The organism is Spongiibacter nanhainus (genome assembly GCF_016132545.1).
Lineage (GTDB): Bacteria > Pseudomonadota > Gammaproteobacteria > Pseudomonadales > Spongiibacteraceae > Spongiibacter > Spongiibacter nanhainus.
Genome location: NZ_CP066167.1, coordinates 4,029,503 through 4,043,830, shown reverse-complemented (window position 1 = coordinate 4,043,830; position 14,328 = coordinate 4,029,503). Strand labels below are relative to the sequence as shown.

The following is a 14,328-nucleotide window of genomic DNA, read 5'->3' as shown; positions in this document are numbered from 1 at the left end:
GGGTTAGTCCTTCACGAGGCTCCAGTTTGGCTAAGCACCACTCGCACGATGCCGTTAACCACCAGTAAAAACACCGCCACAAAGCCGATGGCGGCAATGACATAGTGGTGGAATTTAACGGAACTTTCCCGGCCGCGAAAACGGCTGCTGCGCACACCAAAGGCGGCGGAGGCGACGCTACCGATAACGGCGAGGGGGCCCGGTTTCTTGACCTTGGTGTGTGGTGCTTCGTCGTGTGTGCTCATGGTGTTTAAATCTCGCGTAGGCGTCGTAGCAAGGTCGTTAAATTTCCCAGTTGTGACTTGTCGTTTGGCCGGAGTCGCCGGCCAATTGCTGTACCGCTTGATGTTGGCTGAGAAAAACCTGGCCACTGAGTTGTTGCAAAAAATGGCTGCGTTGCAGCGCATCCATTACCGGGCCTTTGACCTCTGACAAGTGAAGCTTCAGGCCTTGGTCTTTTAGCCGGGCATTGATGGACTCCAGGGCCTCCAGGGCGCTGAGGTCAATCTCGTTGACGGCGGTGCACATCAGAATCACGTGCTCCACCAGCGGCATGTCCTCCAGCAGCTCGTAGACCCGGTCCTCGATATAACTGGCATTGGCAAAGTACAGACTCTCGTCGATCCGCAGCGAAAGAATATTGCTGTGGGTGATCACCTTGTGACGATTGACGTTGCGGTAGTGCTCAGTGCCGGGGACTTCGCCCACCACTGCCATATGGGGTTTGGAGGTCTTGTAGAGGTGCAGCATCAGTGATGCCAGCACACCGCAGGCCACCCCGGTTTCGACACCCATTGTCAGGGTGACCAAAATGGTGGTGGCTACCGCGACAAAATCCGATTTGCCGTAGGTCCAGCTGCGCTTGAGAATGGAGAAATCCACCAGCGACAGCACTGCCACAATGATGGTGGCCGCCAGCGTGGCTTTGGGCAGGTAGGCCAGGTAGGGGGTGAACACCATGGCGGCCAGGGCGATGCCCACCGCGGTAAACATACCGGCCGCCGGTGTAACGGCGCCGGCATCGAAATTAACCACCGAGCGGGCAAAGCCCCCGGTCACCGGGTAGCCCCCACTCACTGATGCCGCCAGGTTGGCGGCGCCGAGACCGATTAACTCCTGATCGGTAGAGATTTTCTGGCGGCGCTTGGCAGCCAGGGTGTGGCCTACCGACACCGACTCCACAAAGCCGATGATGGAGATAAAAATGGCCGAGACCAGCAGCTCTTTCCAGGCCGGGTTGGCCAATTCCGGAAAGGTCAGGCTGGGCAGGCCGGTGGGCACCTGGCCCACCAGTGACACATTCTTGTCACCCAGCGCCCACAGGTAGGCAACGACACTGGTGGCGACAACCCCGAATACTGGCCCGGTTTTGGACAGCATACTGGCGGCATAATCGGAGAGGCCCATTTTGACTAACAATGGCTTTAAGCCGCTGCGAACCCAAAATAAAAACGCCACTACCGGTATACCCACTGCCAGGGTATAGAGGTTGGTGTCGTCGATATGCTCGAACAGGCTGATCAACAGTGCCAGCAAGTTTTCACCGTGGGCCTGGATGCCGAGAATATGCTTGAGCTGACTAAAGGCGATAATAATGCCGGAGGCGGTAATGAACCCGGCAATGACGGGGTGAGAGAGAAAGTTGGCCAAAAAGCCCATTCTCAATATCCCCATCAACAGCAGGAAGGCGCCCGACATCATCGCCAGCAGCAGCGCGGCGGCGATGTAGTCAACGCTACCGGCGCTGGCAATGCTGCCGATGGCAGAGGCGGTCATCAGCGACACCACTGCCACCGGGCCCACCGACAAGGTGCGACTGGTACCAAAGATGCCGTAGGCAATCAGCGGCAGGATACTGGCGTACAAGCCCATCTCAGCCGGCAGGCCCGCCAGTAACGCATAAGCCAGTGACTGGGGGATCAGCATAATGGTCACGATAACCGCCGCCAGCAGGTCACTGACCAGTGACTGGCGGTCGTAGTCGCGCCCCCAATCGAGGATGGGGAGGTAACGCTTCAGCCTATCCATAAAGTCGCGGTGCCCTTTTGCTGGTTTACTGATCGTCGATGACGGGCTGTGCCATCCACTCTTTACCTTTCAGCATGCCTTTCCAGTAGATGGGTGGCAGCATTTTCTCTTTGAGGAACCACGCCATCCAGCTGGGTTTGGTGCCGTCCAGCAGCCAGGTGGGGAAGCTGGGTAGCAGCTTGCCACCGTAGCCAAATTCCGCCAGTACGATTTTGCCCCGCTCGACGGTGAGCGGGCAGGAGCCATAGCCGTTGTAGTGAGCAACGCCGCGGCCCTTACCCATATCGTAGAGGATATTGTTGGCCACAATGGGCGCCTGCATCCGCGCCGCAGCGGCAGTTTTGGCGTTGGGGGCATTCATTGCATCCCCCAGCGACCAGATATTGTCGTACTTTTTATGGCGCAGGGTGGTTTGGTCCACATCGACCCAGCCGGCATCGTCGGCCAAGGGGCTGCTGCGAATAAAGTCCGGCGCCGTTTGCGGTGGCACCACATGAATCATGTCGAACTCCCGCTCCACAGTATGGCTGTTGCCCTCGCCATCGGTGGCTTCAAAAGTCGCTACCTTGCGGGGGCCGTCGATTTTGGTCAGCTTGTGGTTGAAGTTAAGTGCGGCCTGGTAGCGCTCTACGTACTTCATCAGAGCGGGTACGTATTCCTTGACGCCAAATAACACCGCTCCGGCGTTATAGAATTCGATGTCGATATCGTCGATACGACCCTGTTGGCGCCAGTAATCGCCAGACAGGTACATCGCCTTTTGTGGCGCGCCGGCGCATTTGATGGGCATGGGCGGTTGGGTAAACAGTGCGCGTCCAGACTTCAGGTTTTGCACCAGCTCCCAGGTGTAGGGAGCGAGGTCGTAGCGGTAGTTGGAGGTGACGCCGTTTTGCCCCAGAGTATCCACCAAGCCTTCGATGCCGTCCCAGTTCAATTTTAAACCGGGGGCTACTACCAGGCGTTGATAGCGAATCAACCGGCAGCCTTCCAGGATTACCGTGTCGCGATCGGGATCAAAGGCGGCAACGGCTGCCTTGATCCAGTCCACCCCTTGGGGAATCAGCGACGCCATGGTGCGGGCTGTTTGCTCGGGCCGGAAGATGCCGCCTCCCACCATGGTCCAGCCGGGCTGGTAGTAGTGAACGTCGGCGGGATCGATAATGGCGATGGACATGGCATGGTTGCGCTTTTTTAAGCTCGCCGCGGTGGCGATACCGGCGGCACCCGCGCCCACGATCACCACATCGTAGCTGGCCAAATCCCGGCCCCCTTCGGCTTGTCCGGCGATGCGTGCGGCGACCCCACTCATGTCGTAGCCCGCCTTTCTGGCGGCACTGACGATCTCGCTGAGTGGTTGTTTGTCGCCCTGGGATAGTGCCCACAGGGTAGTAGAGCGCATACCGCTGCGGCAGTAAGCGTGTACCGGCTCAGTGGTTTCGTCCAGTACTTTGCCAAAGGCCTCGGCGTCACCGTCCTCCACTCTGCCGGATACCACTGGTAGATAGTGGCACTGCATGCCGTGCTTTTCCGCTTCGGTTTGAATCTCGGTGAAGCTGCACTGGTCGTTGCCTTCGCCATCGGGGCGGTTGCAAATCAATACCTTGACACCTTGCTCTGCCAAGGCGGCGACATCGGTCGCGGACAGTTGGCCGGATACAGTCAGTTTGTCATCTAAGCGCTTAAATTCCACGGTCATCTCCTCGCGACTTACAACAGGTTGAGGGGCAGTTTCAGATACACGGTGCCATTGTCTTCGGCGTCGGGTAGGTGACCGGCACGCATATTGACCTGCAGTGAGGGCAGGATCAGACGCGGCATATCCAGAGTGGCGTCCCGGGCCTCGCGCATTTCCACAAAGGCGTTTTCGTCAATGCCGTTGTGAACGTGGATGTTGCTCTCTTTTTCCGCTTTGACTGTGGTGAGGTATTCCAGCTCCCTGCCGCCGGGCTGGTAGTCGTGGCACATAAATAGCCGGGTCTCGTCCGGCAGAGACAGCACCCGCTGAATGGACTGATACAGTACCCGGGCGTCGCCACCCGGGAAGTCGGCCCGGGCGGTACCGCCGTCGGGCATAAACAGGGTGTCGCCGACAAAGGCTGCATCGCCCATCACATGGGTCATGCAGGCGGGGGTGTGGCCGGGGGTGTGGATGGCGTGGCAGACCAGCTCGCCCACCCGATATTCGTCGCCGTCATTAAACAGGGCGTCGAACTGGGAACCGTCCCGGGCAAACTCAGTGCCGGCGTTAAAGATCTTGCCGAAGGTCTCCTGCACCACGGTGATGTTGGCACCGATGCCGATTTTGCCGCCCAGCTTCTCCTGAATGTAGGGGGCGGCAGAGAGGTGATCGGCATGGACATGGGTCTCAATCAGCCACTCCAGTTTGAGGTCGTGTTCCGTGATGAACTCGATAATCTTGTCGGCGCCGGCCAGGCTGGTTCGGCCTGCGGCGTAGTCAATTTCCATCACTGAATCCACCACCGCGCAGGCCTGGCTGGCAGGGTCTTTGACGACGTAGGAAAAGGTATTGGTGTCCTCGTCGAAAAACGGTGTCACTTCGGGGCGTTGTGTCATGTTGACGCTAAACGAGATCGGCTTGTTCATGCTGGCATCCTCCGGATCTTGAATGGCTATTCATGGCTATCGAGACATGAATAACTTTTCATATGCATTTTAAGAATAAACATATTCTGTAATTGTAGGTACAAAAGCCGTGCCAGCTTTGTTGGCCTCAATGGCAAGGAATTAACACATTGTTTTATATAGATTATTTTTGAATTCTTGGAATGGGATCGATATTTTTGTCATTGGAGTGTGCCAGTTATGGCATATGTCTTTGCCAAATTTGACAATCACCCGGTGGTGAATGGGGAGGGAATGGTGGCGTTTGAGTCGCTATCGGGTTTGCCGCTGGTCTTGTGGGCAGGGGGTTAGCTGTATTTGCTGAGTAGACCGGTGATATGGCGGATTTGATTTTCTACCTCTGCGGCAGGCTTGCCGCTGGAGTTACACAGTTCCTGCTCCATGGCGCAGGCCATCGTCTCGAAGAAGGCCTTGTCCAGGGCCCGGCGGGCGGCGGCCAATTGCTGGGCCACCGGCTCACAGTCCTGCTCTTCCTCCATCATGCGCTGGATGCCGCGCAATTGGCCCTCTACTCGGCTGAGGCGGCTAATCAGCGCCTTGCGTTTTTTGTCCCAGTTGCTATCCACCAATGGCGCCCCGCAGTGATGCTATCTGGCGCCAAGTATACACGCTGGGCTGCCGGGATGGCTCTCCCGGCCGCCGGCGAGGGCTGCGCTAGTCGTAGCGCAACTCGGTGGCCTTGCCGTGAAAGATTTTGTACACAAAGATGGTGTAGGCAAGGATCATCGGCAGGGTCAGCACCACACCCACCAGCGTAAACAGCAGCGAACTCACCGAGGCGGAGGCGTCCCAGATGGTCATTTGGCCAATGATAATGTTGGGGAACAGGCTGTAGGCCAAGCCCAGGCTGGCCAGCACGCAGATCGCTACAGTGAGTACATACAATAGCCAACCCCGGCCCCGGTAAATCCAGTTGTCCCGCTGCAATAGATAGACGATGCCGCCAAAGCAGGCCGCAGAGAGCAGCGGAATCGGTGCCAGCATCAGCATGTTGGGCCAGGTGAACCACTTGTCGGCAATCACTTCACTGACCACCGGTGTGGCCAGCGAGACCATCAGCAGCCCCAGACCCATGGGCCAGATTGCCTTGCGGGCCCAGTTGATGGATTTGGTCAGTAGCTCGCCTTCGGTTTTCATCAGCAACCAACCGCAGCCAAGGATCAGATAGAGAGCAGGCAGAGTCAGTGCGATCAGTGCCGAGAACAGCAGGTTGGTGCCACCTGGCTCCAGGCCAGTGACGTAGGAACCCAGCATCCAGCCCTGGGCTGTGGAGGCGATTAATGAGCCCAGAAAAAAGGCCTTGTTCCACAAGCCCTTGCGATGGTCGCCGGCTTTCACCCGCAGGTCAAAGGCCACGCCCCGCAAAATCAGCCCCATCAGCATGATGGTGACCGGCAGGTAGAGAGCAGTCAGCACAATGCCGTGGGCCAGAGGGAAGGCGATCAACAGAATGCCGACGCCCAGCACGATCCAGGTTTCGTTGGCATCCCAAAACGGGCCAATGGAGGCCACCATGAGGTCTTTTTCCTGCTCGTTGGCCAGGGGCATCAGCATGCCCACCCCCAGGTCATAGCCATCCAAAATAACGTAGATCAGCAGTGCCAGGCCCATTGCGGCCATATAGATAATCGGTAACCAGTACGCCAGATCCATGATTAGGCCTCCCCGTTGGCAGTGTTGGAGTTACGCGGTTTGTTAAAGGCTACCGGCCCCATGGCCAGCGAGCCCGCCGGTTTATTAGCCAAATTGCGCAGGGCGCCGATGTAGGAAGCCAGCAAGAATACATAGAGCAGGATGTAGCCGAACAACGTGCCGCCGACGGTGGCCTGGCTGTGGTCGGCCACCACCTCCTTGACGGTGATCAGGCCGTCGACAATCCACGGCTGACGACCTATTTCAGTGACATACCAGCCGGCCAGTACCGCGATCCAGCCCGAGAAGGTCATGGCAGATAGCGCCGCCAATACCGCGCGGGTGGGCTCGCGGCCGCCCCGCATGGCCCAGGCTGCCCACCAGCTCACCAGTACCATCAGGCCGCCTATGGCTAGCATCACCCGGAAGGACCAAAACACAATCGGCACCGGTGGGTGTTCGCCGACGAATTCGTTGAGGCCTTTGACCTCGCCTTCCAGCTCGTGGGTCAGTATCAGGCTGGCGGCGTAGGGCACTTCAATGGCGTAGCGGTTGCTGCGGCTGTCTTCGTCGGGCAGGGCAAATACGGTAAAGGGCGCGCCCTGTTCGGTTTCCCAGATTGCCTCCATGGCGGCGACCTTGGCGGGTTGATGCTCCAGGGTATTCAGGCCGTGTAGGTCGCCGATAAAAATCTGTAACGGCGCCAGAATCGCTGCCACCACAATGCCGGTGCGCATGATCTTCCAGGTCGCCGGGCCATCGACATTTTTCAGCGCCCGCCACGCGCTGACCCCGGCCACCAGGAAGGCGGTAGTCAGCAGCGAAGCCACCAGCATATGGAAGAAGCGGTAGGGGAAGGAGGGGTTAAAAATCACCGCCCACCAGCTTTCAACCATCACCACGCCATCTTCCATGTAATGGCCGGCGGGGGTTTGCATCCAGGAGTTGAGACTGAGGATCCAAAAGGCCGACAGCGTGGTGCCGAAAGCGACCAAGAAGGCACTGATTAAGTGAACTTTATTGGAGACCCGGTCGCGGCCAAACAGCATGATGCCGAGGAAGGAGGCCTCCAGAAAAAATGCGCTGAGCACTTCGTAACCCAGCAGCGGGCCAGCGACGTTGCCGGCTTTCTCCATAAAGCCCGGCCAGTTGGTGCCGAACTGAAAACTCATGGTGATCCCTGACACCACTCCCATGGCAAAGGTGAGAGCAAAGACCTTTACCCAGAAGTAATAGGCGTACTCCCAGGCCTTGTCGCCGGTCTGGGTATAGCGCAGACGAAAATACAGCAGCAACCACCCCAGACCAATGGAGATGGCCGGAAACAGAATATGAAAACTGATATTGGTCGCAAATTGGATGCGGGCTAGGACGAAGGGATCGAATTCCATTGAGGCCTCACTATATTTCGGTTTGAAATAAAGTTATTTCAAAAAATGCTAAATAGCACTTGAGCAAGCTATGTGCCATCTGGATCTCTCGCTTGGCTTCGCGCTAACTTACTGAATAAGCTACAAAAATATGCACCTGTAAATAGCACTTTAGGAGCGGTACTCGCAGTAGCGGGCAAGCTCTGTCAATATTGACAAGTCTTCCTGACAAAAATGGCAAAAACAATGGGACAAAACGACCACCCTTCAGGTTCAGTGGCTGATACGCCGCCCTCCCTGGACAGCTTCGATTTCACATCTCTGCTGGATACCCTGGAGCATCCCGCCATTTTGCTGTCGCCAAGCTATCGCATTTTGGCCAGCAACAAGTTGTATCGCGATGCTTTTGGCGACCTTGACGCCGGAGACTATTGCTATCGAGTATCCCATGGTTACGACCGGCCTTGCGACCAGGCCGGGGAGAGTTGCCCCCTCCAGGCTTGCCAGCACTCCCACGATAGAGAGCGGGTGTTGCATATTCATAATACGCCGCGGGGCCGCGAACACGTCGATGTCGAGATGATTCCCATCAAGGACGAGCACGGTGTGCTTCGTTATTTCATCGAGATGATGAAGCAGGTGACCATCGCCAGCGCCGAGATAAACAGCGAGCAGATGGTGGGGCGCAGTGCCGCATTCACCGATATGCTGGAGCTCATCAATTTAGTGGCACCCAGAGAAACGTCGGTGTTGCTGCTGGGGGAGTCGGGAACCGGCAAGGAACTCGCCGCCAAAGCGCTTCACGATGCCAGTGCCCGGGCCGGCAAGGCGATGATCACTGTGGAATGTGCGGGCCTGACCGAAACGCTGTTTGAAAGTGAGTTGTTCGGCCATGTAAAAGGGGCCTTTACCGGCGCAACGCAGAATAAGCCCGGATTATTGGAGACCGCCCACGGTGGCACCTTGTTTTTAGATGAAATTGGCGATGTACCGCTGGGTATGCAGGTAAAGTTGCTCCGCTTGCTGGAGACCGGCACCTATCGGGCGGTGGGTAGTACCCAGATAAAACGGGCTGACTTCCGTTTGGTGTGTGCCACCAATAAAAATTTGCCAGGCCTGATCGATAGCGGTGAGTTTCGTGAAGACCTCTACTACCGAATTAATGCCTTTCCCATTGAGCTTCCACCGTTGCGGGAGCGTCAGGGTGACATCGCGCTGATCGCGGAGTCGCTGCTGAGTAAACTGTCCAGCAAGCAGCGCTATCGCCTGACAGAAAGTGCGGTACAACGCCTAAAGCAGGAAACCTTTCCCGGCAATATTCGTGAACTTCGCAATATCCTCGAGCGAGCGACGATCTTTGCCCCTTCCAATGTTATCGACGACAAAGTGCTACAGCGTTGCCTGGCGGGGCAATCTACACCCATCAATCGGCGTGACCCCTTTGAGTGGACGGACCTGAAAACTCAGGAGCTGAGGTATCTGCGGGACTTGCTGGTGCACTGTCAGGGTGATAAAGAGCGGGCCGCAGAGATTGCCGGCATTAGCGTGCGCTCGTTGTATCGCAAGCTGGAGCTGACGCCCTAAGGCGCGCCTGGGCCCAGTGGATGTGAAACTCTGTGTGCCAAACTTGTCCATGCGAGCCGTGTCACTTGCTCCCCCCTGAAATTCTGGCCGCAAAGCGCCGGTTTTGCGGCAATTGCGATTGCCATACCCTGCCCCTGCGCCTACCTTTAACCTCCTAAGAATTTGTAACAAGACAATAAGACACATAAATAAAGGTATGCGTCATGAGCTACACCCCGTTAAAAAAAATCTTTCAGCCTTGCCTGTTGGCACTCGGCGTGGCCAGTGCAGGAGCGGCAGTTAATGCCCAAGAGTCCAGCCAGGACACAGTTGCACCCAAACGAGTCTTAGAGCTAGAGGAAGTTACTGTAACGGCGCAGCGCCGGGAAGAGAGCGCTCAGGATGTGGCGATATCTGTCACTGTCTTTGACCAGGAACAGATCGCCAATGCCAACATGACTAACTCGGGCGATCTGGCGACCTATACCCCGTCGCTGTCGGTGAACACTCGCTTTGGTAATGAGAACACCTCATTTGCGATCCGCGGCTTTACCCAGTCCCTGCGGACCACGGCGTCGGTAGCGACCTACTTTGCTGAGGTTGTGGCACCTAGAGGGCAGACCTCGCAGACCTCCGGGGACGGTGCCGGCCCCGGTACGCTGTTTGACCTGGAGAATGTACAGGTTCTAAAGGGGCCTCAGGGCACCCTGTTCGGCCGCAATACCACCGGTGGTGCGGTGTTGTTGGTGCCCAACAAGCCAACCGATCTGGTTGAGGGCTATGTTGAATACACAAACGGCGATATTGGTACCGAGCGCCTGCAGGCAGTGGTGAATGTCCCGGTCAGTGATAACTTCAAGTTGCGGCTGGGTTTTGACAGTAACGAGCGGGATGGTCACCTGAACAATGTTACCGATATCGGTGCCAGCTCACTGGGGGATACCGACTACGTTGCCGGCCGTGTCAGTGTGTTGTGGGACATCACCGATAGGCTGGAAAACTACACCATCTTTACCTACACCGACTCGGAGTCCAACGGCTATACCTCTCAGTTGTTCGACTGTAATACCAATGCCAGCCCGGCCGATAACCCTTTCTTCATCTTTACCGGGCCCGCCTGTCAGAACCAATTGGCGCAGCAGGAGGCCAACGGTCAGGACGGCTTTTACGATTTGGTGAGCACGGTGAATACTCCCATCACCACTATCGAAGAATTCCGGGTCATCAACACTACCACCTGGGAGATCAATGAAAACCTGATTCTGAAAAATATCGCCGCCTATGCCCATCTGGAAACGGTCAACGGCTCCGATATCTTTGGTACCCAGTTTTCAGAAACCGCAGCGGGTCTATCGCTCGGCGTTCCGGTATTGGAACTGGTACCCAACCTTTTGGATAGCTTGGGTTTAAATAACTTGGCGATTTTGCCCTCTTTGGCCGACCCCAACCGAGAGTTTGCCGTTGGTGTGTCCACCATTAATCGCAACTTCCCGGTGACCAGCCAGGAAACCTTTGTTGAGGAAATTCAGCTGCAGGGGATGGCGATGGAAGGCCGGATGATTTGGCAGGGTGGCCTCTATTATGAGACTAGCCAACCGGACGGTTTCTCGGGGAATAACTCTGCCTCCTTCCTGTCTTGTGAGCTCAGTACCATTGAAGGTAACGATCCTAGTGAGTACAACTGTATGGATCCCCTTGGCGGCCTGCTTGGCGGGGTGTTGGTGCAGGAGTATCAGACTGAATACCTCAACCAGGCGGTCTATGCTCAGGCAACCTACGATTTCCTGGATTCTCTGAGCGGTACACTGGGTCTGCGCTATACCCGGGACGAAACCGAGGGTTTCGGCATTAAAACCCGTCACACCTTTATTCTCGACCAAGCTCAGGCGCCCATCGTCACCAAATCTCGTCCCAAAGTGGAGAGCGAAGCCCCCACCGGTATGCTGGAGTTAAACTACCGGCCACTGGAAAACGTGATGACCTACGCCAAGTACACCCGGGGCTATCGTCAAGGCAGCGTTAACCTTGCCGCCGACCCAGGCCTGGATACTCACGATTACGAGACTGTGGATACCTACGAGATCGGCGCTAAAACATCGTTTGGCGGGCCGATTCCAGGGCGCTTTAATATCTCGGCCTTCTACAACGAGCTGACCGATATGCAGTTGCAGAATGGCTATATCTCCTCCACCGCTGGTCCAACAACGGCCATTACCAATGCCGGTGAGGCGGAAATTCAGGGCTTTGAGATTGAGTCCTTCCTGCGCGTGTCGGAGTCATTGTCTCTTAATTTGTCCTATTCCTTCTTGGATACGGAGCTGCTGAAACAGGGTACGGTGAGCCCCGAGACGATCGCCGCTGCAGTGACCGAGGCCTCCGGCAACCCAATTTCCGGGCAGTTGGCTGGTGCGACTTTTGTGCCGATTGCCGATGTGGGCGATGAATTGCCCTTCTCGCCCGAGCAATCCATTGTGGCATCGCTGAATTACCTGGTGCCCGTCCCTGGCGAGTGGGGGGTTGTTAACCTTGGCGCGACCTATGTTTACACGGGCGAGCAGCGTGCAGCGGCATCCAGCGCCACGCCTCATGCCATTCTGCCGGACTACGAGCTCCTCAACCTCAATGCCAGCTGGCTGGGAATTATGGGCTCCAATTTCGAGCTAACGGTGTTTGGCACCAACGTTCTTGAAGAGGAATACCTGACCTACGTGAGCGGCGTCTACAACACCCTGAGTTTTGAAACTCGACAGGTGGGCCTGCCAAAGCTGATCGGTGCGCGGCTGCGCTACAACTTCGGCGGGTAGTCGCCGACGCGTTCGCTGCAAAGCCCACCCATCGCGGTGGGCTTTTTTTTGCGCGTTATTTGGATATTTGCGCCTCTGCCAAGATCGTCGGCAATCGGTATAATCTTCAGCCCATTGCTAACAGAGACAAACACGGGCTCGATATGCGTATTGCTTCCTGGAACGTCAATGGCGTCCGCGCTGTAATGAAAAAAGACTTTGTGCAGTCTCTGCACACTCTGGGGGCAGATATTCTCTGCCTCCAAGAAACCAAAGCTCAAGACGATCAAGTGGTCGCCGCTCTGGAAGGGGTAGAGGGCTATCACGTTTACAGCAATTCTGCTGAGCGCAAAGGTTATTCCGGGGTGGCGATTTTGAGCAAAGTAGAGCCCATCCAGGTCTTTGCCGATATCGGTATCGAGGAACACGATACGGAGGGGCGAGTGTTAACGGCGGAGTTTGACGACTTTTATCTGGTCACGGTTTACACCCCCAACTCAGGCAATGAGCTGGTGCGCTTACCCTACCGGGAAACCTGGGACCGGGATTTTCTCGCTTTTGTGAAGGGCCTGGAAAAGACCAAGCCGGTGTTGATGTGCGGGGACTTTAACGTTGCCCACACCGATATCGATATTGCCCGCCCCAAGCCCAACTACAACAAAAGCGCCGGTTATACTCAAAAAGAAATCGACGGCATGGACAACATTGTGGGGGCCGGGTTTGTCGATACCTTCCGGCACTTACATCCCGATGAGGTTAAATACAGCTGGTGGAGCTACCGGGCCGGTGCGAGGGCTAAAAACGTCGGCTGGCGCATTGATTACTTCCTGGCGAGTGAAGCACTGGTTAACAAGCGGATAAAAGCCGCCGACATCTGGAACGACATATTTGGCTCAGATCACTGCCCGGTCAGTGTCGATCTAGCCTGAGGCCACTTAACTCTCTCTGTGAGCCGGGTCATCACCCTTGGCGCCCTTGAGAAACGCACAAATTAGACCGGCCCCGAGTAGCTGAATACACAGTATCGTGAGTAATATTGTCACAGTTTTGCCCCATCTCGCACAGGCTGCGATGTGTTTATTGTGATTAGGGTCGCCTGTAAAAACGACGCCATAGCAATGTACGGGCCGAGACGATGGATTGGATCAGTTTAGCCACACAGAGGAAGAAGCCGTTATGATGATGGTTCGATATGGCTTGTTGGCCCTGTTTTCCCTAGTGCTGTTGGCCTGTGGCCACGGGTTTGAAGGCACCTACACCTCGACGGCGGGGTCCAGTAACGAGTTTCTCAACGAGTTCGCCGGTATGGCCGCTGGTGAGACGATTGTTATTGGCGACGACTTCATCGAGTCCCGTGGCGAACGGACGGTATTCGATGCCATTTTCCTGCGGGAATCCGGTGGCGAGCGCTATTTGGTATTCGAGAGTGATGGCGAGGAAGAAGCGTGGCGAGTGGTGGACGATCACACTCTGCGCAAGGGCGGTGACTTTATTAATTTAACCCTGACCCGGGTTGAGGAGTAGTTGACCCCGATGCTACTTCAGCCTGTAGAGTCACGCTCTTTTGGCCGTTGGAGGTGTCTGAGTTATGGATCCAGAATTTTGGCACGCGCGTTGGGCAGCAGGGGAGATTGGTTTCCATGAGGGCGAAGCCAACCCCCTGCTTCAACGCTACCTATCGCGGCTGGAGCTAGCGCCAAACAGCCGTATATTTGTCCCTCTATGCGGCAAAACCCGCGATATCGCCTGGCTTCGGCAACAGGGTCACCGGGTGGTGGGTGCAGAGTTAAACCAGAGCGCTGTGGAGGCGCTGTTTGCTGAAATGGGCATCGTCCCGGAAATTAGGTCCCTGGGTGAACTCAAGCACTACCGCGGGCCGGGTTTGGATATTTATCAGGGCGATATATTTGCCCTGGACAAAGCGACGCTGGGGGCTGTGGATGCGATCTACGATCGCGCGGCTTTGGTCGCATTGCCCGAGCCGCTTCGTCGCCAGTATTTGCAGCACCTCAGAGTCATTAGTGACAGCGCACCTAAACTGCTGATTACCTTTGCCTACGATCAAAGCCAGATGGACGGGCCGCCTTTTTCTATCCCTGAACAGGCGGTGACGCGCTACTATAGCGACCACTATCGGACCACTTTGCTGGAAAGCCGGCCGGTAGCCGGGGGCTTGAAGGGGCAGGTAGATGCCCAGGAAGCGATCTGGTTACTGAACTAAGGGGTCCTTCAGCGCCATCGGCGCTGAGCCCATTCTTACTACTGGCACGTGTCGTCAATGAAGGTCGTTGCCACCCGGGTGCGCTGAA

Annotated in this window: 12 protein-coding genes; 5 read left to right on the top strand and 7 right to left on the bottom strand. The window is 56.4% G+C overall.

Annotated elements, in window-relative coordinates; all coding sequences use genetic code 11:
- Nucleotides 1–11: 11 nt before the first annotated feature.
- The 7 genes from I6N98_RS18330 to I6N98_RS18300 all read right to left on the bottom strand — a co-directional run bounded on the left by I6N98_RS18330 (nucleotide 12) and on the right by I6N98_RS18300 (nucleotide 7,694).
- The gene (locus I6N98_RS18330) at nucleotides 12–245 is read right to left on the bottom strand and encodes a DUF2970 domain-containing protein (protein WP_198569762.1); all 234 of its coding nucleotides are present in this window, start codon (nucleotides 243–245) and stop codon (nucleotides 12–14) included.
- Between the two features lie 37 nt (nucleotides 246–282).
- A complete protein-coding gene (locus tag I6N98_RS18325; RefSeq protein WP_198569761.1) occupies nucleotides 283–2,028 on the bottom strand; it encodes a SulP family inorganic anion transporter in 1,746 nt (581 codons plus the stop codon).
- A 25-nt stretch (nucleotides 2,029–2,053) separates the two neighbouring features.
- Entirely contained in the window at nucleotides 2,054–3,724 is a 1,671-nt protein-coding gene (locus tag I6N98_RS18320; RefSeq protein ID WP_198569760.1) for a bifunctional protein tyrosine phosphatase family protein/NAD(P)/FAD-dependent oxidoreductase, read from the bottom strand.
- A gap of 11 nt (nucleotides 3,725–3,735) precedes the next feature.
- Nucleotides 3,736–4,632 carry an MBL fold metallo-hydrolase gene (locus I6N98_RS18315; RefSeq protein ID WP_198569759.1) on the bottom strand — a complete coding sequence of 299 codons (897 nt, stop codon included), beginning with the start codon at nucleotides 4,630–4,632 and terminating at the stop codon, nucleotides 3,736–3,738.
- A 326-nt stretch (nucleotides 4,633–4,958) separates the two neighbouring features.
- Nucleotides 4,959–5,237: a metal-sensing transcriptional repressor gene (locus I6N98_RS18310; protein ID WP_198569758.1), complete on the bottom strand. Its 279-nt coding sequence runs from the start codon at nucleotides 5,235–5,237 to the stop codon at nucleotides 4,959–4,961.
- Between the two features lie 88 nt (nucleotides 5,238–5,325).
- On the bottom strand, nucleotides 5,326–6,324 hold the full coding sequence (locus I6N98_RS18305; protein ID WP_232787407.1) for a cytochrome d ubiquinol oxidase subunit II: 999 nt from the start codon (nucleotides 6,322–6,324) through the stop codon (nucleotides 5,326–5,328).
- A gap of 2 nt (nucleotides 6,325–6,326) precedes the next feature.
- The gene (locus I6N98_RS18300) at nucleotides 6,327–7,694 is read right to left on the bottom strand and encodes a cytochrome ubiquinol oxidase subunit I (protein WP_198569757.1); all 1,368 of its coding nucleotides are present in this window, start codon (nucleotides 7,692–7,694) and stop codon (nucleotides 6,327–6,329) included.
- Nucleotides 7,695–7,919: 225 nt separating this feature from the next.
- Between I6N98_RS18300 and I6N98_RS18295 the strand changes: the two genes are divergently transcribed.
- The 5 genes from I6N98_RS18295 to tmpT all read left to right on the top strand — a co-directional run bounded on the left by I6N98_RS18295 (nucleotide 7,920) and on the right by tmpT (nucleotide 14,240).
- A complete protein-coding gene (locus I6N98_RS18295; RefSeq protein WP_232787406.1) occupies nucleotides 7,920–9,257 on the top strand; it encodes a sigma-54 interaction domain-containing protein in 1,338 nt (445 codons plus the stop codon).
- A 203-nt stretch (nucleotides 9,258–9,460) separates the two neighbouring features.
- Nucleotides 9,461–12,040: a TonB-dependent receptor gene (locus I6N98_RS18290; protein ID WP_198569755.1), complete on the top strand. Its 2,580-nt coding sequence runs from the start codon at nucleotides 9,461–9,463 to the stop codon at nucleotides 12,038–12,040.
- A gap of 143 nt (nucleotides 12,041–12,183) precedes the next feature.
- Nucleotides 12,184–12,948 (top strand): exodeoxyribonuclease III, encoded by a 765-nt coding sequence (locus I6N98_RS18285; protein WP_198569754.1) that lies wholly within the window; start codon nucleotides 12,184–12,186, stop codon nucleotides 12,946–12,948.
- Between the two features lie 247 nt (nucleotides 12,949–13,195).
- On the top strand, nucleotides 13,196–13,543 hold the full coding sequence (locus tag I6N98_RS18280) for a hypothetical protein (RefSeq protein ID WP_198569753.1): 348 nt from the start codon (nucleotides 13,196–13,198) through the stop codon (nucleotides 13,541–13,543).
- Between the two features lie 64 nt (nucleotides 13,544–13,607).
- Complete coding sequence (gene tmpT, locus I6N98_RS18275) at nucleotides 13,608–14,240, top strand: thiopurine S-methyltransferase (protein ID WP_198569752.1); 633 nt, start codon at nucleotides 13,608–13,610, stop codon at nucleotides 14,238–14,240.
- The last annotated feature ends 88 nt before the right edge of the window (nucleotides 14,241–14,328 follow it).